Raw genomic sequence first — 18,775 nt, forward strand, 5'->3', positions numbered from 1 at the left:
CGGGGCACGGCGTCGGGTCAGTTCTGCTGCGCCTGCTCCGCCGGGGCCGGCGTGCGGCGCCGCGCCGACCGGGACGCGGGGTCGGACCGCAGGTCCTTCACGAGGGCCACGCACAGCGCGATCATGACGAACATGAACGGGAAGGCGACAATGATCGCCACGTTCTTCAGCGCCGCGATGCCCCCGCCGGTGGCGCCACCGACCCAGAGCAGGATTGCGGCGGTCGCACCGGTCAGCAGCGCCCACGCCACCGTCACGCCGCGGTTGGGCTCGTCGGCCCCGCGGGAGCTGAGCGAAGCCATGACGATCGAGGCCGAGTCGGCGCTGGTGACGAAGTAGATGACGATGGCGACCATCACGAGCACCGAGCTGATCGAGGACAGCGGCAGCGTGTCCAGCAGCGTGAAGAACTGGCTCTCCTGGGCCAGCGTGCTCAGGTCGGTGCCGTTGCGCTCGGCGGTCAGCGCGGTCCCGCCCAGGACGGAGAACCACACCAGGGCCACGACGCTGGGGGCGGCCACCACGCCGAGGACGAACTCGCGCACGGTGCGGCCGCGGGAGATGCGGGCCAGGAACGTCCCGACGAAGGGTGCCCAGGACATCCACCAGGCCCAGTAGAAGATCGTCCAGCCCGACAGCCACTCCTGGCCGCCGTAGGCGCCGGTGCGGAAGGAGATGCGCGGCAGCGCGGACAGGTAGTTGCCGGCCGTGGCCGGGGCCAGGTCGAGGATGAAGACCGTCGGGCCCACGACGAACAGGAAGAACATCAGGGCCACGGTCAGCACCAGGTTGGTGTTCGACAGCCACTTGATGCCCTTCTCGATGCCCGAGAAGGCCGAGATGACGAAGCAGACCGTGAGGACGAGGACGATCGTCACCTGGGCGCCGCGCCCGATGGCCACGCCGAAGACCTGGTCCAGCCCGCCGTTGATCTGTGCGGCGCCCAGGCCCAGGGAGGTGGCCGTGCCGAACAGGGTGGCGAAGATCGCCAGGACGTCGATGACCTTGGCCGGGCCCTGCCGGCCCTTGAGCAGGGGCGCGAAGGGGGCCGAGAAGCCGCCGGTGCGGCCCTTGCGGTACCAGGCGTAGGCCAGGGCCAGTCCCACCACGGCGTAGATGGCCCACGGGTGCAGCGCCCAGTGGAACATCGAGTACGTCATCGCGGCGCGCTCGGCGTCGTCCGTGCCGGCGGCGATGCCCGCCTCGGGCGGGGTGAGGAAGTGGGTGATGGGCTCGCTGACGCCGTAGAACAGCAGGCCGATGCCCATGCCGGCGGAGAACATCATCGCGAACCACGAGACCGTGGAGAACTCGGGCGTCTCGTCGTCACGGCCCAGGCGGATCTTGCCGTGCTTGGACAACATGAGCCAGAAGGAGAAGCCGACGAACGCCGTGGCGGCCAGGACGAAGGCCCAGCCGAAGTTGCCGGTCAGCCAGCTCAGCACGTTGCCGGAGACGTCCGAGAAGCCGACGGGGAAGGCCAGGGCCAGGGCGAGGAAGACGATGACCGCGGCGGCGCTGACCCCGAAGACGACCTTGTCGACGGGGAAGCGGGTGGGGCCGTCCGAGAGTCCCTCGGGGACTGTCGCTGACGTGTCGTTCCGGTGGTCAGGAGGTGCGGACATGAGGGCGAGGGTCGCACGAACCCCCTGGCCTCGGCCAGCCGCGGGCGCCCGGACGACCCCGGATCGGCGGTGTTCGTGCAGGTCAGCGGGTTGTTCGACGGTCAAGGACCCCGGGCCCGTCCGGAGGGTCGCGGGGCGCGGATAGACTGGGGTGTCAACCCTCCCGGCCCGGCCGCGCGCTCCCCGCGCAGCGGGGTGGAGCACGTCGCGGAAGCCGACGACCCGACCACGAGAAGCGGATCGAGAACCTGATGCCCCTGAGCACCCGCGAGGACCTGCGCAACGTCGCGATCGTCGCCCACGTCGACCACGGCAAGACCACCCTCGTCGACGCGATGCTCTGGCAGTCCGGCGCCTTCCGCGCCAACGCCGACGTCGCCGACCGCGTCATGGACTCCGGTGACCTCGAGCGCGAGAAGGGCATCACCATCCTCGCCAAGAACACCTCGGTCCGGTACGCCGGCCCCGGTGCTCCCGAGGGCGGCATGACCATCAACATCATCGACACCCCCGGCCACGCCGACTTCGGCGGTGAGGTCGAGCGCGGCCTGTCCATGGTCGACGGCGTCGTCCTGCTCGTCGACGCCTCCGAGGGGCCGCTGCCGCAGACCCGGTTCGTGCTGCGCAAGGCCCTGGCCGCGCACATGCCCGTCGTCATCGTCGTCAACAAGGTCGACCGTCCCGACGCGCGCATCGGCGCCGTCGTGGAGGAGACGTACGACCTGCTGCTGGACCTGGCCGCCGACGCCGAGGGCATCGACGCCGACGCGCTGCTGGAGGTCCCCGTCGTCTACGCCTCGGCCAAGAACGGCCGGGCCTCCACGAACCAGCCCGAGGACGGCGGCCTGCCGGACTCCGAGGACCTCGTCCCGCTGTTCCAGACCATCCTGAACACCGTCCCGGCGCCGACGTACGACCCCGAGACCCCTCTGCAGGCGCACGTCACCAACCTCGACGCCTCCCCGTTCCTGGGTCGCCTGGCCCTGCTGCGCGTCTTCTCCGGCGAGCTCGTCAAGGGCCAGACCGTCGCGTGGTGCAAGCACGACGGCACCGTCCAGCGCGTGCGCATCACCGAGCTGCTCGTCACCGAGGCCGTCACCCGCGTGCCCGGGGAGAAGGCCGGCCCGGGCGACATCGTCGCGGTCGCCGGCATCGAGGACATCACCATCGGCGAGACGCTGGCCGACCCCGAGGACCCGCGTCCGCTGCCGCTCATCACCGTCGACGAGCCCGCCATCTCCATGGTCATCGGAACCAACACCTCCCCGATGGCCGGCCGGGTCAAGGGCGCCAAGGTCACCGCGCGCCTGGTCAAGGACCGCCTGGAGTCCGAGCTCGTCGGCAACGTGTCCATCCGCGTCGTCCCCACCGCCCGCCCCGACGCCTGGGAGGTGCAGGGCCGCGGTGAGCTGGCGCTGGCCATCCTCGTCGAGCAGATGCGCCGCGAGGGCTACGAGCTGACCGTCGGCAAGCCGCAGGTCGTCACCCGCAAGGACGAGAACGGCAAGCTCATGGAGCCGTTCGAGAACCTCACCATCGACTCCCCCGAGGAGTACCTGGGCGCGATCACCCAGCTCCTGGCCGCCCGCAAGGGCCGCATGGAGACGATGACCAACCACGGCACCGGCTGGGTGCGCATGGAGTTCTACGTCCCCTCCCGCGGGCTCATCGGCTTCCGCACCGAGTTCCTCACCGAGACCCGCGGCACCGGCATCGCCCACGCCCTGTTCGCCCAGTACGACCACTGGGCCGGGGAGATCCGCACCCGCGCCTCCGGCTCCCTGGTCGCCGACCGCTCCGGGGCGGCCACCGGCTTCGCCATCGCCAACATCCAGGAGCGCGGTTCGCTGTTCATCGAGCCGACCACCGAGGTGTACGAGGGCATGATCGTCGGGGAGAACTCCCGCGCCGACGACATGGACGTCAACATCACCAAGGAGAAGAAGCTCACCAACATGCGCTCCTCCACCGGTGACGAGCTCGAGCGGCTCGTCCCGGCGCGCAAGCTGTCCCTGGAGCAGGCCCTGGAGTTCTGCCGCGAGGACGAGTGCGTCGAGGTGACCCCGGAGGCCGTGCGCATCCGCAAGGTCGAGCTGGACCAGACGTCGCGGGCGCGCGCGGCGTCGAAGGCGAAGAAGGGCTGACGCGCTGACGCTCCCGCAGAGCCCCGCGAGCCTCGTGCTCGCGGGGCTCTGCGCGTTCCGGGGTGCGGGGCGGGTGGCGGTGCGGTCGGGCGACACCCATCGGGACACCGACGTGGAACGAGGCGTGGGTGTCCCGTGCGGGTCGCCGGGGCGACCTCGTGGGGACACCCACGGGTGTTCCCACGTGGGTGCAGGCGTGGGACCGGGCGGAGCGCGCGCCGGGCGGAGGGTGTGATCGCGGGCGCGCGCGGTCGAGGGAAGGATGGGCCCATGACGACGAACCCTCCCGAACGGCCCGACGAGTCCGGCGCGGCGCTGGCGGGGCGGGACCCGCTGGAGATCGCGGCCGACGTGGTGGAGGACGCGCTGGGGGAGCTCGACCCCGAGGCGCTGGCGGCGATGGACCACCTGGACCAGCCCCGGCGCATCCTGTTCGTCCACGCCCACCCCGACGACGAGACGATCGGCACCGGCGCCACGATGGCCCGCTACGCCGAGGCGGGGGCCACCGTGACCCTGCTCACCGCCACCCGCGGGGAGCTGGGGGAGGTCATCCCCGCCGACCTCGCGGACCTGGACCCCGACGCGCTCGGTGAGCACCGCACGCAGGAGCTCGCGACGGCCATGGAGGCGCTCGGGGTCACCGACCACCGCTTCCTGGCGCGCCCCGACGGCTCGGGGTACCGGGACTCCGGCATGGTCTGGCTCGCGCCGGGACAGGCGGCCTCCACCACGACCGACGGCGGGGAGGTGGACCCGCGGGCGCTGACGGCGGCCGACCCCGAGGAGGTCGCCGCGCAGGTCGCGGCCGTCGTGCGCGAGGTCCGCCCGCAGGTCGTCGTGACCTACGAGCCCGGCGGCGGGTACGGCCACCCCGACCACGTCCGGGTCTGGGAGGCCACCGTCCGGGCCCTGGTGCTGGCCGCCGGTGACCAGCGGGACGGGACGGTCCCGTGGCAGGTCGCCAAGGTCTACGAGATCGTCCAGCCCGAGTCGGCCGTCCGGGTGGCGCTGCGCTCCCTCGCCGGGACCGGCGCCGCGGGCGCGGAGGACCCCGAGGGGACGCTGCCGAGCGTCGTCGTGCCCGACGGGGAGGTCACCACGGCGGTCGACGGGACCGGGCAGCTGCCCGCCAAGCTCGCCGCGCTGCGCGCCCACGCCACCCAGGTTGAGCTCGACCTCGACGCCGAGGTGCCCGTCATGCGGCTGTCCAACGGTGTGCCGCAACCGGTCTGGCCGACCGAGCACTTCCGGCTGCGGCACGGGGTGGTCTCGGGCCCGTTCGACGCCGACGGCCGGGAGACCGACCTGTTCGCCGGCGTCGCACCCGCCGAGTAGCACGTCCGCCCCCGCGGCGTCGGGTGATCGGTTCGACACGCTCCGTTGCTCCAGGCGGGTGAACGCGATCGTCCGAACGCGTCACGATGGGTGGCCGTGCGTGAGGGGCCGGGGTTGGCTGGACCCACGTCCGGAACCCGCCGGGCGGGATCCGAGGAGGAGCGGCCCGTGGCCCACGTCCTGCGCGCCCCCGACGCCCGGCGCACGCCCGCGCCCGGGCCGTCCGACCGTCCCGGCGCCCCCCGCACCGGCCGCGACAGCGCCGACGTCGGCCGGCTGCGCGAGCGCAACCGCCGCCGCCGCACGCAGACGCTGCTGCTCGTCGTGCTCGCGGTGCTGCTCGTCGTCGACGTCCGCCTGGCCACCGGCGGGTCCCTCGTCCCGCCGCTGCCGACGGTCGACCCGATCTACGTCATGGTCGGCCTCTTCTTCGCCGTGATGATCGCGCTGCTGCTCGGGCAGACCCTCGTCTCCGGCCGCTCCCCGCACGTCGTCTACCGGCCCGAGCAGATCGACGTCTCCCTCGACGACGTCGTGGGCCTGGACCCGGTCAAGGAGGACGTCGAGCGCAGCCTCGACCTGTTCCTGGGCTCGCGGACCTTCCGCAGCCGCATGGGCGGCCGGCCACGCCGCGGGCTGCTGTTCGAGGGCTCGCCGGGCACCGGCAAGACGCACATGGCCAAGGCCATGGCCCGCGAGGCCGGTGTCCCGTTCCTGTTCGTCTCCGCGACCAGCTTCCAGTCCATGTGGTACGGCGCGACGGCCCGCAAGCTGCGCTCCTACTTCAAGGCCCTGCGCAAGGCCGCCCGCCGCGAGGGCGGGGCCATCGGGTTCATCGAGGAGATCGACGCCATCGCCGGCGCCCGCGGCGGCATGAGCTCGATGACCGCGGCGATGACCTCGGCGATGACCGCGCACCCCGGGATCGTCGGCTGCGGCGGGCTGACGAACCTGCCCATGGCCGTGTCCCCGACCGGATCGCCTGCGCTGCAGACCGAACGGCTCGCCTCCAGCGAGGGCGCCAGCGGCGTCGTCAACGAGCTGCTCGTGCAGATGCAGTCCTTCGACGAGCCCACGACGACCGAGCGGCTGCAGGGCTGGTTCGTCGACACGGCCAACCGGTTCCTGCCGGCCCACCGCCGGCTGCGGCGCCCCGTCAGCGAACCGGTCGAGGTCCTGCTCATCGCCGCGACCAACCGCGCCGACGCCCTGGACCCGGCGCTGCTGCGCCCGGGCCGCTTCGACCGCCGCATGAGCTTCGGCCTGCCCGACAAGACCGGCCGCCGCCAGCTCGTCGACCACTTCCTGGCCCGCAAGGCCCACGAGGCCGCCCTGGACGACGCCGAGCGGCGCGACGCGCTGGCCGGCATCACCAACGGCTACTCGCCGGTGATGATCGAGAACCTGCTCGACGAGGCCCTCGTCAACGCGGTCCGCCGCGGCGGTGACGGCATGGACTGGGCCGACCTCGAGCACGCCCGCCTCGTCACCGAGGTCGGGCTCGGCCAGCCCGTCGCCTACACCGACCACGAGGCGCGGCTCATCGCCACCCACGAGGCCGGGCACGCCGCCGTCGCCTGGCTGGTGGCCCCGCAGCGGCGCCTGGAGATCCTCACCATCGTCAAGCGCGCCAGCGCCCTGGGCCTGCTCGCCCACGGCGACGCCGAGGACGTCTACACCCGCTCGCGCACCGAGCTCGCCGGCATGATCAAGATCGCGTTCGGCGGGCAGGTGGCCGAGGAGCTGTTCTTCGGCGACGTCTCCACCGGCCCCGCCGGGGACCTGCAGTCGGCGACGTCGGTCGCGGCGCAGATGGTCGGCTCGGCCGGGATGGCGGGCACGCTGGTCTCCTTCGCGGCCGTCCAGCAGGGCGCCTTCGCCGACGGCAACCTCGTCGCCCGCGTCCTGGGCGACGCCGAGGGCCGCCGCCTGGTGGAGAACCTGCTGAGCGAGCAGAAGGAGGCCGTCCGCGAGCTGCTCGGCCGCCACCGCCACCTCGTCGAGGCGCTGCGCGACGCGCTGCTGGAGCGCCACGAGCTCATCGGTCACGAGATCACCGACGTGCTCGAGGCCGCCCAGGCCGAGCACGCGTCGGCCGTGCCGCAGGTGGCACCGCGAGTGATCGACCTGCGCGACCCCGCCGACCGGCGGGTCTGAGACCCGTCGCGACCGGGACGGCAGGAGGGGAGTCCCGGTCGCGACGCAGGACCTCGCGACGGCACCGGGCCGGCAGGCCGGCTCCGGGGGCGGCCGTCGCGAGCGGGCACGGGAGCGGTGCACCCGGGGGGCTGGGGGCACCGCTCCCGTTCGGCGTCCCGGGGCCGGTCGTGCGCGCCACCCTTGATCGGCACCGGCTGCGTCTGGTTTCCTGCTCCCAGGTCATGAGCGCCAGCGCGAAGCCCCGGCTCGCTGGCCGGCAACCCTCCTCGTCGTGGGGTGCCCCGGGTGACGACCTGACCCTGGTGCTCCGGCACGGGTAAGGACGAACGGTCCCCGCACCGGCCGGCCCCCCGCCCGGGCGCCGCCGCGTCCGCGACCGAGGAGAGACCCTGTGACCACCAGCGAGCTGGCCCCCGACACGCTGCCCACGACCCGCCCCGCCGAGCGGTTCGCCCCGCTGTTCGCCCGGATCGCCGAGGGCGTCGTCGCCCGCGAGCAGGACCACGAGCTGCCCCGCGCGCAGGTGCGCGAGCTGCTCGCCGCCGGGTTCGGGCGGTTGCGCCTGCCCGTCGCCGAGGGCGGGGAGGGGCTCGACCTCGTCGAGTTCACCGACCTCCTCGTCGACCTCGCCACCGCCGACTCCGCGCTGCCGCAGGTGTTCCGCGGGCACATCGCCTGGGTGGAGCAGGTGCTGAGCCTGCCGCCGGGGGAGCACCGCGCGCGCTGGGTGGAGCGCATCGCCCGCGGTGAGCTCGTCGGCAACGCCTGGAGCGAGGTCGGAGACGGCGTCACCGGCGAGCAGCAGACGGTCGTCACCACGCGGGACGGGCGGACCAGCGTCAGCGGCCGCAAGTACTACACGACCGGCACGATCTTCGCGGACTGGACCGACGCCACCGCCCGCCGCGCCACGGGTGCCGACGGGCTCGACGGCGGGTTCGAGGTCGTCACCGCCCTCGTGCCGGTCCACGCCGAGGGCGTGAGCGTCTCGGACGACTGGGACGGCTTCGGGCAGCAGCTCACCGGCACCGGCACGCTCGTCCTGGACGACGTCGAGGTCGACCCCGCCGACGTCGCCCCCTTCACCGAGCGCTTCCGCTACCAGACCGCGCTCTACCAGCTCGTCCTGCTCGCCGTGCAGGCCGGCATCGCCGCCGCCGTCGAGCGCGACACCGGGGCCCAGGTGCGGGCCCGCACGCGCAGCTACACCCACGGCCTGGCGCCGCTGGTGCGGAACGACGCGCAGGTGCTGTCGGTCGTCGGGGAGATCTCCGCCACGGCCTTCACCGCGCGCGCCCTCGTGCGCGCCGCCGCCCAGGCCGTCCAGGCCGCCGCCGACACGGCCCACCTCCCCGGCACGGCCGCCGACCGCGAGGCGAACGTGCTCGCGGAGATCCGCACGGCGCAGGCGCAGGTCGTGCTCTCGGAGTCCGTGCCGCGCGCGGCGACCCTGCTGTTCAACACCCTGGGCGCCTCGGGGACCTCGCGGGCCCGGGACCTGGACCGGCACTGGCGCAACGCGCGCACCGTCGCCTCGCACAACCCGGTGATCTACAAGCAGCGGATCGTGGGGGACTTCTCGGTCAACGGGACCGAGCCGCCCTTCGTCTGGGACATCGGCACCCACGCCTCGGTCGACCCGGCCGCGGTGCGGGCGCAGGAGTCCCGGCGGTAGCCCGCTCAGCGCTGCGGGGCCACCCGGTAGTGGTAGGCGTGGTGGACGGTGAACCCGGCCCCCGCGTACAGCGCCCGCGCGGCCGCGTTGTCGCCCTGCACCTGCAGGTACGTCGAGGCGGCCCCGCGGGCGCGGGCCCAGTCGGCGACCTCGGCCAGCACCCGCCGGCCCAGGCCGCGGCGACGGTGCGAGGGCAGCGTCTCCACCGCCGTCACCCCCGCCCACCCCGGTGACAGCGACCCCCGGGCGATGGCCACGGTGGTGCCCCCGTCCAGGACCTTCACGAACACCTGCTCGTCGGCCGAGACGAGGATCCGTCGGCCGGCCCCGGGCACCGTGGGCAGCCCCTGGTCGTGGTACCGGGCCAGCCACGCGGCGTCGGGCTCGGGCGCCGTCTCGACGCGCATCCCCGCCGGCAGCGGGACCTCGGCCGCCCCGGGCAGGTCGTCGGTCGCGGCCGTGAGCACCGCCGTCGGCGTGCGGACGGTCCACCCACCGGCGGCCAGCAGGTCGACGAGCTCGGTGCCTTCGCCCAGCCCGCCGTCGGGGTGGGCCACCGCGATGAGCGGGGTCAGCCCGCGCGCGGCGTGGAACTCCACGACGCGCCCCACGGCCTCGGCCAGCGGGACGCCCGGGTCGCCGAGCGCCAGGGCGGAGTTGGCCCGCCCCGTGAAGCCCTCGCTCGCCCGCAGCCGCCAGCCGCCGAGGTCGACGCGCTCCAGCGGCCGCCAGTGCTCGGCCATGACGCGCTCGAGGTCGTCGGTGCCGATCGCGGTGTGCGGCGGACCCTTGCGCGCCGGGGGCGGCGGGACGGGCTTGGCGGCCAGCACGTCCGCGCGCGCCACGACGACCTCCCCGGCCCGCGTCGCGATGCGCAGCGTCGTGGCGTCGGCGGCCAGCAGGTCCCCGAGGGCGTCGGTGGCCGACCCGTCGGGCAGCCGGTGGCGCACGACGACGCGCCCGCCGACCGCGAGCGGGCGCACGAGCTGGGGGGTCGAGGGGTCGGTCACTGCTCTCCCGGGGTGGTGCGTGTGCGGTGTCCCGCAGGCGTCGGCGATACTCGGGGATCGTACGGAGGGCGTCCCGGCCGCCCGCCCGCCGGAGGAGGAGGACATCCCGTGACCTACGTCATCGCGCAGCCCTGCGTCGACGTCAAGGACAAGGCCTGCATCGAAGAGTGCCCCGTGGACTGCATCTACGAGGGCAAGCGCTCGCTCTACATCCACCCGGACGAGTGCGTCGACTGCGGTGCCTGCGAGCCCGTCTGCCCCGTCGAGGCCATCTACTACGAGGACGACGTCCCCGAGCAGTGGTCGGCCTTCACGGCGGCCAACGTCGAGTTCTTCGACACCGTCGGTTCGCCCGGCGGTGCTGCCAAGATGGGCGTCATCGACGCCGACCACGCCGTGGTCACCGCGCTGCCCCCGCAGGCCGAGGGCCACTGACGTGAGCGCGCCGACCCGCCACGAGCCGTCGACCGGGGCCCACGGCCGGGTCGGCGCCTCGCTCCCCGACTTCCCCTGGGACTCCCTCGCGGCCGCGAAGGCCCGCGCCCGGTCCCACCCCGGCGGGATCGTCGACCTGTCCGTCGGCACGCCCGTCGACCCGACCCCGGCCGTCGTCGCCGACGCCCTGCGCTCGGCCGCCGACGCCCCCGGCTACCCCCAGACCCACGGCACCGCTCCGCTCCGCGAGGCCGTCGCCGCGTGGTTCGCCCGCCGTCGCGGCGTCCCCGGTCTCGACCCGGACGGGGTCCTGCCGACCGTCGGCTCCAAGGAGCTGGTGGCCTGGCTGCCGTTCCTGCTCGGCCTGGGCGGGGGCGACGTCGTCGCCCACCCCGCGGTGGCCTACCCCACCTACGACGTCGGGGCCCGGCTCGCGCGGGCCACCCCGCTCGGTGCCGACACCGTCGAGGAGCTGCAGGCCGCCTGGGACGGTGGTGCGCGGATCCGGCTGCTGTGGCTGAACTCCCCGTCCAACCCGACCGGCGCCGTCCGCACCGCGGCCGAGCTCGCCGACCTCGTGGCGTGGGCGCGGGCGCACGACGTCGTCGTCGCCTCCGACGAGTGCTACGCCGAGCTGGGCTGGTCCCCGGCGCACGACACGACGGTCGGTGGCCTCGTGGCCTCCGTCCTGGACCCGCGCGTGTGTGGGAACGATCACACCGGCCTGCTCGTGGCGTACTCGACGTCCAAGCAGTCCAACCTCGCCGGGTACCGGGCCGCGTTCCTCGCCGGTGATCCCGCCCTCGTGGCCGAGCTGCTGGAGGTGCGCAAGCACGCCGGGATGATCGTCCCCTGGCCCGTGCAGGTGGCGCTGCAGGCCGCCCTGAGCGACGACGCGCACGTCGCCGCCCAGCGCGAGGTCTACCGCTCCCGGCGCGAGGTGCTGCGGAAGGCGTTGCGAGGCGCGGGGTTCGGCATCGACGCGAGCGAGGCGGGGCTGTACCTGTGGAGCACCCGGGACGAGCCGGCGCGCACCACCGTCGACCTGCTGGCCGACCGGGGGGTCCTCGTCGCCCCCGGGGACTTCTACGGCCCGCCGGGAGCGCGGCACGTCCGCGTCGCCCTCACGGCGACCGACGAGCGCGTGGCGCAGGTGGGGGAGCGGCTGGCCGACCTGGCCTGATCGTCCACACGTGCAGGACCGGTGTCGCGAGTGCTCGATCGGGGCGGGTACGGTCGCGACATGGCTGACTCCGTGACGCTGAAGCACGCCGGTGGGGAACTGGACCTCCCCGTGTCCCCTGCCACCGAGGGCGCCGCCGGCTTCGGCATCGGCAGCCTGCTCAAGGAGACCGGCCTGGTCACCCTGGACGCGGGGTTCACCAACACCGCCTCCTGCGAGAGCGCGATCACCTACATCGACGGCGACGAGGGCGTCCTGCGCTACCGCGGGTACCCCATCGAGCAGCTCGCCGAGGGCTCCACGTTCGTCGAGACGAGCTTCCTGCTCATCCACGGCCACCTGCCCTCGGAGTCGGAGCTGACGGACTTCACCGAGCGCATCCAGCGCCACACGCTGCTGCACGAGGACCTCAAGCGGTTCTTCGACGGCTTCCCCCGCGACGCGCACCCGATGCCCGTCCTGTCCAGCGCCGTCAGCGCGCTGTCGACGTTCTACCCGAACTCGCTCAACCCCTTCGACGCCGAGCAGGTGGAGCTGTCCACCGTCCGGCTGCTGGCCAAGCTGCCGACCATCGCGGCCTACGCGCACCGCAAGTCCCTCGGCCAGCCCCTGCTGTACCCGGACAACCGGCTCGGCCTGGTGGAGAACTTCACCCGCCTCGCCTTCGGGAACCCGGCCGAGGACTACGAGCTCGACCCCGTCCTGGTCAAGGCCCTGGACCAGCTGCTCATCCTGCACGCCGACCACGAGCAGAACTGCTCCACCTCCACGGTGCGGCTCGTCGGCTCGGGGCAGGCGAACCTCTTCGCCTCGGTCTCGGCGGGCATCCACGCCCTGTCCGGTCCGCTGCACGGCGGGGCGAACTCGGCCGTCCTCGACATGCTCGAGACCATCAAGAACTCCGACGACGACGTCGACACGTTCATGACCAAGGTCAAGAACAAGGAGAAGGGCGTGCGCCTGATGGGCTTCGGCCACCGGGTGTACAAGAACTACGACCCGCGCGCGGCCATCGTGAAGAAGACGGCCGACGAGGTCCTGTCCCAGCTCGGCAAGCGCGACGAGCTCCTCGACATCGCGATGCGGCTCGAGGAGATCGCCCTCAACGACGACTACTTCATCGAGCGCAAGCTGTACCCGAACGTCGACTTCTACACGGGCATCATCTACAAGGCGATGGGTTTCCCGACGAAGATGTTCACCGTCCTGTTCGCCCTCGGCCGCCTGCCCGGCTGGATCGCCCAGTGGCGCGAGATGATCGCCGACCCGGCCACCAAGATCGGCCGCCCCCGCCAGGTGTACGTCGGCGAGGGCGCGCGCGACTACGTCCCGCTCCAGTCCCGCTGACCTCCCGCTCATCTCCCGCTGACGTCGCGGCGGGTCAGACCCCCAGCCGGACCTGGACCCCGCCCCGGGGCAACCCGGTGGCGGTCGCCGTCCAGCCGCGCCCGGACTCCTCCCGGCTCCAGCGCGAGCCCTGCACGCTGACCTCGGTCACGTCGTAGACCGACGCGCTGGCCACCGACCAGCCGGCCACGGCCCACGCGAGGCGCTCGGCCTCCGGCCCCTCCAGGGTGAACTCCAGCGCCCGGCCCCGCGTGCCGGCCACGACCCGCGGGGTCGCGGTCGTCACCTGCGTGCCCGCCGCGTCGGCGAAGCGCTGGGCGACGGGGGACAGGTCGACGTCGTCCCCGGAGCGCTGGGAGACCGGCGCCGGGCGCAGGTGGCAGGTGAACCCACCGGGCGTGTAGCCGGTCAGGGTCGAGGCCACCAGGCGCGCCTCGGGTTCGTGGTCGCCGTAGGCCAGCGGGAACCCGCTGCGCTGCACGCGCTGCGCGGCGTCGGTGACCGGCAGGTCGCGGTAGCCGTCGACCTCGACCAGCGCGTCGTAGAACGCGTTCGTCGCGTAGACGGGGTCCTGCACCTGCTCGGGGGTGCCCCAGCCCTGGGAGGGCCGCTGCTGGAACAGGCCCAGGGAGTCGCGGTCGCCGTGGTCGAGGTTGCGCATCCCCGACTCCTGCACGATCGTCGCGATCCCGATGGTCGCGGCCCGCGCGGGCAGGCCCCGGCGCACGGCGAGGCCGACGACCGTCGCGGCGTTGGCCGCCTGCTCGGGGGACATCGACGTGGACTCCCCGTCGACGCCGGCCCGGCAGCGTTCGACGACGACGGGGGCCTGCGGGTCCCGCGCGAGCCAGACGACGCCGCCGGCCACGACGAGGCCGGTGACCGCCAGGACGGTCACCAGGCGCAGGCGGCGGGTGCGCCGGACCCCCGGCGGGGTGCGGCGCGGACGGGGACGGGGACGCGGTCGGGTCGGGGTCACCTCAGTTCGCGTGCAGGGCGGGGTTCAGCTCGACGCGCACGCCCTTGCGCGGCAGCGCCTCGACCTGGCCCGTCTGGGAGTTGCGGCGGAACAGCAACCCGTCCGAGCCGGACAGCGTGCGCGCCGAGACGGTCTGCTGCACCGTGCCGTCCTCGCCCAGCAGGGCGACCTTCGTGCCGGCCGTGACGTACGTGCCGGCCTCCACGACGCAGTCGTCGCCCAGGCTGATGCCGGTGCCGGAGTTCGCCCCGAGCAGCGTCCGCTCACCGATGCTCACGACCTGCTTGCCGCCGCCGGACAGCGTCCCCATGATCGAGGCGCCGCCGCCGACGTCGGAGCCGTCGCCGACGACGACCCCCGCCGAGATCCGGCCCTCGACCATCGAGGTGCCCAGGGTGCCGGCGTTGAAGTTCACGAACCCCTCGTGCATGACGGTCGTCCCGGCCGCCAGGTGCGCCCCCAGCCGCACGCGGTCGGCGTCGGCGACGCGGACCCCGGCGGGGGTCACGTAGTCGGTCATGCGCGGGAACTTGTCGATGCCGAAGACGGTGACCGGCCCGACGTTGGCCCGCAGGGCCAGCCGGACCCGCTCGAAGTCGGGCACGGCGCACGGGCCGTGGTTGGTCCAGACCACGTTGGCCAGCACGCCGAAGATCCCGTCGAGGTTCGCCCCGTGCGGGGCGATGAGCCGGTGCGAGAGCAGGTGCAGGCGCAGGTAGGCGTCGGCGGTGTCCGCCGGCGGGGCGTCCAGGTCGACGTCGACCGTCAGGACGCGCTGCTTCGTGCGGCGGTGGATGTCGTCGGACTCCAGCGAGGCCAGCTCGGCCGGGACCCCGTAGGAACTGGTCGTCGGGGCCGGGCCCAGGGCGGGGAAGGGGAACCACACGTCGAGCACGGTGCCGTCCTCGGCGTAGGTGGCCAGGCCGTGGCCCCAGGCGCGACGGGTCTGCTCGGGGCCGGTCTGGACGGACGGGGCGCTCTGCTCGCTCACGCGCCCGACCCTACAAGCGGGGCCCCTGGCTAGGGTGAGGTGCGTGAGCGTCCCCACGACCACCCCCGGCAGCACCCCCGGCGGCACCCCCGCCCCTGTCACCGACCTGGCCGACCCGGGCGCCGACGTCGTGGAGCTGGTGCGCCGGGTCTGCGACATCCCCTCGGTCAGCGGGGACGAGCGCGCCCTGGCCGACGCCGTCGAGGCGGCCCTGAGCGCGCTGGCGGGCCTGGAGCTCACGCGCGACGGCGACGCCGTGGTGGCCCGCACGACGCTCGGCCGCCCCGAGCGGGTCCTGCTGGCCGGTCACCTGGACACCGTGCCGCTGACCGACCCGCCGAACCTGCCCGTGCGCCGCGAGCAGCACCCCGTCGACGGCGACGTCCTCGTGGGCCGCGGCACCTGCGACATGAAGGGCGGGGTCGGCGTCCAGCTCGCCCTGGCCCGCCGCGTCGCCGCCGCCGGGACCGACCTCACCCGCGACGTGACGTTCGTCTTCTACGACCACGAGGAGGTCGAGGCCGCCCGCAACGGCCTGGGCCGCCTGGCCCGGAACCACCCCGACCTGCTCACCGCGGACTTCGCCGTCCTGCTCGAACCGTCCTCGGCGGTCGTCGAGGGCGGCTGCAACGGCACCCTGCGCGCCGAGGTCACCACCACGGGCCGGGCCGCGCACTCGGCCCGGCCCTGGCGCGGGCACAACGCCATCCACGACGCCGCGCCCGTCCTGGCGCGCCTGGCCGCCTACGAGCCGCGGGAGGTCGACGTGGAGGGCCTGGTGTTCCGCGAGGCGCTCAACGCCGTCCTCGTCAGCGGGGGCGTCGCGGGCAACGTCATCCCCGACCGCTGCACCGTGACCGTGAACTACCGCTTCGCCCCGTCGCTGGACGCCGCGGGCGCGCAGGCGCACGTGCGGGAGGTCTTCGACGGGTTCGCCGTCGAGGTGACCGACGTGGCCGAGGGGGCCCGGCCCGGGCTGCACCTGCCCGCGGCCGCCGACTTCGTCGCCCGCACCGGCACCACGCCCCTGCCCAAGTACGGCTGGACCGACGTGGCCCGCTTCTCCGCCCTCGGCGTGCCGGCCGTCAACTACGGCCCCGGGGACAACGCGACCGCCCACGCCGACGACGAACGCTGCCGCACCGCCGAGGTCGAGCAGTGCCTGCAGGTCCTGACGGGCTGGCTGCTGGACGGCGCCCGGTGAGCACGATCTGCCTGTACGGCAGCGCCTCCGGCGGGATCGACCCCGCCCACGTGGAGCTGGCCGCCACCGTCGGGCGCCGCATCGGCGAACGCGGTCACGACCTCGTCTACGGCGGGGGCGGGACGTCGGTGATGGGCGCGGCCGAGGCCGCCGCCCGGGCCGCCGGGGCCCGCACCACCGGGGTCATGCCGCAGGCGCTGCTGGACCTGGAACTGCCCCCCGAGGGCCTGGGTGAACTCGTCGTCACGGGCGACATGCGCGAGCGCAAGGCGCAGATGGACGAGCGCGCCGACGCGTTCATCGTCCTGCCCGGCGGCCTGGGCACCCTGGAGGAGCTGTTCGAGATCTGGGTGGCGCGCACCATCGGCCTGCACACCAAACCCCTGGCCGTCCTCGACTGCGCGGGCCACTACGCCGGCCTGAGGCAGTGGCTCGACTCCCTCGTCGCCTCCGGCTTCGCCCGGCCGGTCGTCCTGGACTGCATCCGCTGGACCGAGGACCCCGAGGAGGCGCTGGACCACCTCGAACGCGCTCCGCGCGAACGGGTCTCGCTGCCGAGCTCGGAGATCGTCGGGTCCTTCGTCGACTTCCCCACCGACGGGCTCACCGACGCGCCCACCGACGGGCCGGGCGGGGGAGCGGCACGGTGACCCTGCTCCTGCTCGTCCTGGTGCTGGTGACGATCGGGGCCGTCGTCGCCGTCGTGACGGGGCGCGTCGGCGGTGCGATGGGCCCGGCCACCTCCACCCGCCCCCACCGGGGCCTGCCCGAGGGGCCCGTGTCCGCCGGGGACGTCGACGCGGTCCGCTTCTCCCTGGGCCTGCGCGGGTACCGGATGGACGAGGTGGACGCGGTCCTGGACCGGCTGCGCGAGGAGATCCGCGAACGGGACGAGGAGCTGACGGCGTGGCGGACGGCCGAGGAGTGAGCGCGCGGGTGGGCCGGGGGCGGCTGGTGGAGTTCACGGCCTCCGCCGTCGTCACCGGCCGCGTCAAGCACGTGTTCGACGTCCTCACCGACTGGCCCCGGCAGACGGCCTGGGTGCCCGCGACCGTCGTCGCCCGCGCGCAGGACGGCCCCGTCGCGGCCGTGGGGGAACGCTTCGTGGGGACGACGACGCTGGGCCCGTTCGTGCTCGTCGACGCCATGGAGGTCGTCGAGCGCGTCCCGCCGGACGGCACCGAGGGGCCGGGAGCGATCGGCCGCGTGCGGATCGTGAAGACCGGTGACGTCCTCGGCGGGGACGTCGACATCGTCGTGGCCCCCGCCGGCAACGGCCGGGTCCGGGTGGACTGGACCGAGCGCGTCCTCCTCCGCCCCCGCTGGCTGGCCCGGCTCGCCGCCCTCGGCGGTCCGGTGCCCGGACTGCTGGGCCAGGTCGCGTTCGGGGCGGTGCTGCGGGCCGCGACCGACGACCTGCGCGGTCCTTCGTGACGGCGGTCCAGACCACCGGGGCGGCGCGGCTGCCCGTCCGCAGCCGCCTGCTGCTGCGCTGGCTGCGGCTGCCCGTGGCCGTGCGCGTGCTCGCCGTGTACGTGGCCGCGCGGCTGTTCTCGGCCGCCGTCCTGGCCGAGGTGGCCCGCTTCCAGCCGGCCAGCACGTGGACGCCGGCGAACCCCGGTTACGGCGACCTGCTGCGGATGTGGGACGCGACCTGGTACGAGCAGATCGCCACCGGGGGGTACCCCGACGCGGTCCCGCTGGGCTCGGCGGGGGACCCGCAGCAGTCGCCGCTGGCCTTCTACCCCGTCGCGCCCCTGCTGGCCCGGGTGCTCATGGGCACGGGCCTGTCCTTCGGCGCCGCCGGGGCCCTGGTCTCCCTGCTCACCGGGGCCGCCGCCGCCGTGGGGATCGAGGTGCTGCTGCGCCGGGCGCTGCGCGAGCGCGTCGGCGCCACCGCGGCCCGCCGCGGGGCGTGGAGCGCGGCCGTCCTGTTCTGCCTGGCCCCGCCCTCCCTCGTCTACCAGGTGCCGTACACCGAGGGCCCGGCGGTGGCCCTGCTCGTGGGCTTCCTGCTGTGCCTGCAGCGGCGCCGCTACCTGCCCGCCGCGCTGCTGGCCCTGCTGCTGGGCCTGACCCGGCCGGTGGCCGTGCCGCTGTCCGTCGTCGTGGTCGTGCACCTGGGGCTGCGGGCGTGGGCCGGCCACCGGGACGGGACGGTGCTCGGCGGCAGGGAGGCGCTGCGCGGCCTGGGCCTGCTCGCCGCCTCGGGCACGGCCGGTCTGCTGTGGCCGTTCACCGCCTGGCAGCTCACCGGACGCCCCGACGCCTACACCGCGACGATGGGGGCCTGGCGCTCCGGGGGCGAGGTCGTCCCCCTCGCCCCGTGGTGGGGGGTCTCGCAGTACGTCCTGGGGCCCGTCGGTCCCGTGGTGCTGGTCCTGGCCCTGGCCGCGTACGTGGCCTGGCTGTGCTCGGCCCGGGCCCGCGCGCTCGGCCCGGAGCTGCGGGCCTGGTGCCTGGCCTACGTCGGGTACCTGCTGCTCGTCCTGGACCCGTTCACGAGCCTGTTCCGCTACCTCGTCCTGCTGTTCCCCCTCGGTGCGCTCGCCGGGCTGCGGCCCGGGCGCCGCGTCCCGCTGACGGGCTGGGTGGTCTGCTGCCTGGCGCTGCAGGTGGTCTGGACCGCCTGGCTGTGGCGGTTCTCGCCGCCGGCGGACTGGCCGCCGTGATCGTCCGGCGGG

At 74.4% G+C, this 18,775-nt stretch carries 16 protein-coding genes and 1 riboswitch; of the genes, 12 read left to right on the top strand and 4 right to left on the bottom strand.

Annotation, left to right across the window (positions count from 1 at the left end; genetic code table 11):
• Positions 1-17: 17 nt before the first annotated feature.
• The gene (locus tag AB2L27_RS07725) at positions 18-1,625 is read right to left on the bottom strand and encodes a BCCT family transporter (protein ID WP_370440893.1); all 1,608 of its coding nucleotides are present in this window, start codon (positions 1,623-1,625) and stop codon (positions 18-20) included.
• Positions 1,626-1,876: 251 nt separating this feature from the next.
• Between AB2L27_RS07725 and typA the strand changes: the two genes are divergently transcribed.
• From typA to AB2L27_RS07745, 4 genes are all read left to right on the top strand, one after another.
• On the top strand, positions 1,877-3,769 hold the full coding sequence (gene typA / locus AB2L27_RS07730) for a translational GTPase TypA (protein ID WP_370440894.1): 1,893 nt from the start codon (positions 1,877-1,879) through the stop codon (positions 3,767-3,769).
• 270 nt (positions 3,770-4,039) lie between these two features.
• Positions 4,040-5,107, top strand: a complete 1,068-nt coding sequence (mshB, locus tag AB2L27_RS07735; RefSeq protein ID WP_370440895.1) for an N-acetyl-1-D-myo-inositol-2-amino-2-deoxy-alpha-D-glucopyranoside deacetylase — start codon at positions 4,040-4,042, stop codon at positions 5,105-5,107.
• Positions 5,108-5,275: 168 nt separating this feature from the next.
• Entirely contained in the window at positions 5,276-7,264 is a 1,989-nt protein-coding gene (locus AB2L27_RS07740) for an AAA family ATPase (protein ID WP_370440896.1), read from the top strand.
• Between the two features lie 220 nt (positions 7,265-7,484).
• Positions 7,485-7,596: riboswitch (SAM riboswitch) on the top strand.
• A gap of 62 nt (positions 7,597-7,658) precedes the next feature.
• Positions 7,659-8,942 carry an acyl-CoA dehydrogenase family protein gene (locus tag AB2L27_RS07745; protein ID WP_370440897.1) on the top strand — a complete coding sequence of 428 codons (1,284 nt, stop codon included), beginning with the start codon at positions 7,659-7,661 and terminating at the stop codon, positions 8,940-8,942.
• A 5-nt stretch (positions 8,943-8,947) separates the two neighbouring features.
• Here AB2L27_RS07745 and AB2L27_RS07750 read toward each other — a convergent pair whose 3' ends face one another.
• Positions 8,948-9,952: a GNAT family N-acetyltransferase gene (locus tag AB2L27_RS07750; RefSeq protein WP_370440898.1), complete on the bottom strand. Its 1,005-nt coding sequence runs from the start codon at positions 9,950-9,952 to the stop codon at positions 8,948-8,950.
• 108 nt (positions 9,953-10,060) lie between these two features.
• Here AB2L27_RS07750 and fdxA point away from each other — a divergent pair, with 108 nt between their 5' ends.
• From fdxA to AB2L27_RS07765, 3 genes are read left to right on the top strand one after another with little or no spacing between them, the layout of a single operon-like run.
• Positions 10,061-10,387, top strand: a complete 327-nt coding sequence (gene fdxA, locus AB2L27_RS07755; protein ID WP_370440899.1) for a ferredoxin — start codon at positions 10,061-10,063, stop codon at positions 10,385-10,387.
• A 1-nt stretch (position 10,388) separates the two neighbouring features.
• On the top strand, positions 10,389-11,570 hold the full coding sequence (gene dapC, locus AB2L27_RS07760) for a succinyldiaminopimelate transaminase (RefSeq protein WP_370440900.1): 1,182 nt from the start codon (positions 10,389-10,391) through the stop codon (positions 11,568-11,570).
• A gap of 60 nt (positions 11,571-11,630) precedes the next feature.
• Positions 11,631-12,917, top strand: a complete 1,287-nt coding sequence (locus AB2L27_RS07765) for a citrate synthase (protein WP_370440901.1) — start codon at positions 11,631-11,633, stop codon at positions 12,915-12,917.
• Positions 12,918-12,951: 34 nt separating this feature from the next.
• Here the strand turns inward: AB2L27_RS07765 and AB2L27_RS07770 are convergent, their stop codons facing one another.
• Positions 12,952-13,896 (bottom strand): hypothetical protein, encoded by a 945-nt coding sequence (locus AB2L27_RS07770; RefSeq protein ID WP_370440902.1) that lies wholly within the window; start codon positions 13,894-13,896, stop codon positions 12,952-12,954.
• A 1-nt stretch (position 13,897) separates the two neighbouring features.
• Complete coding sequence (dapD, locus tag AB2L27_RS07775; RefSeq protein ID WP_370440903.1) at positions 13,898-14,887, bottom strand: 2,3,4,5-tetrahydropyridine-2,6-dicarboxylate N-succinyltransferase; 990 nt, start codon at positions 14,885-14,887, stop codon at positions 13,898-13,900.
• A gap of 43 nt (positions 14,888-14,930) precedes the next feature.
• Here dapD and dapE point away from each other — a divergent pair, with 43 nt between their 5' ends.
• The 5 genes from dapE to AB2L27_RS07800 are packed head-to-tail and all read left to right on the top strand — an operon-like array spanning position 14,931 to position 18,763.
• Positions 14,931-16,091 (top strand): succinyl-diaminopimelate desuccinylase, encoded by a 1,161-nt coding sequence (gene dapE / locus AB2L27_RS07780; RefSeq protein WP_370440904.1) that lies wholly within the window; start codon positions 14,931-14,933, stop codon positions 16,089-16,091.
• Positions 16,088-16,741 carry an LOG family protein gene (locus AB2L27_RS07785; RefSeq protein ID WP_370440905.1) on the top strand — a complete coding sequence of 218 codons (654 nt, stop codon included), beginning with the start codon at positions 16,088-16,090 and terminating at the stop codon, positions 16,739-16,741. The genes dapE and AB2L27_RS07785 overlap by 4 nt, the downstream gene beginning before the upstream one ends.
• Entirely contained in the window at positions 16,738-17,019 is a 282-nt protein-coding gene (locus AB2L27_RS07790) for a DivIVA domain-containing protein (protein WP_370440906.1), read from the top strand. The genes AB2L27_RS07785 and AB2L27_RS07790 overlap by 4 nt, the downstream gene beginning before the upstream one ends.
• The gene (locus AB2L27_RS07795) at positions 16,998-17,525 is read left to right on the top strand and encodes a hypothetical protein (protein ID WP_370440907.1); all 528 of its coding nucleotides are present in this window, start codon (positions 16,998-17,000) and stop codon (positions 17,523-17,525) included. The genes AB2L27_RS07790 and AB2L27_RS07795 overlap by 22 nt, the downstream gene beginning before the upstream one ends.
• Positions 17,522-18,763 carry a hypothetical protein gene (locus tag AB2L27_RS07800; RefSeq protein ID WP_370440908.1) on the top strand — a complete coding sequence of 414 codons (1,242 nt, stop codon included), beginning with the start codon at positions 17,522-17,524 and terminating at the stop codon, positions 18,761-18,763. The genes AB2L27_RS07795 and AB2L27_RS07800 overlap by 4 nt, the downstream gene beginning before the upstream one ends.
• The last annotated feature ends 12 nt before the right edge of the window (positions 18,764-18,775 follow it).

The organism is Kineococcus halophytocola (genome assembly GCF_041276425.1).
Classification (GTDB): domain Bacteria; phylum Actinomycetota; class Actinomycetes; order Actinomycetales; family Kineococcaceae; genus Kineococcus; species Kineococcus halophytocola.

Bases quoted from the DNA above. Each gene is read 5' to 3' on its own strand.
- AB2L27_RS07765 (WP_370440901.1), top strand. From the start codon at position 11,631: ATGGCTGACTCCGTGACGCTGAAGCACGCCGGTGGGGAACTGGACCTC.
- mshB (WP_370440895.1), top strand. From the start codon at position 4,040: ATGACGACGAACCCTCCCGAACGGCCCGACGAGTCCGGCGCGGCGCTG.
- AB2L27_RS07725 (WP_370440893.1), bottom strand. From the start codon at position 1,625: ATGTCCGCACCTCCTGACCACCGGAACGACACGTCAGCGACAGTCCCC.
- typA (WP_370440894.1), top strand. From the start codon at position 1,877: ATGCCCCTGAGCACCCGCGAGGACCTGCGCAACGTCGCGATCGTCGCC.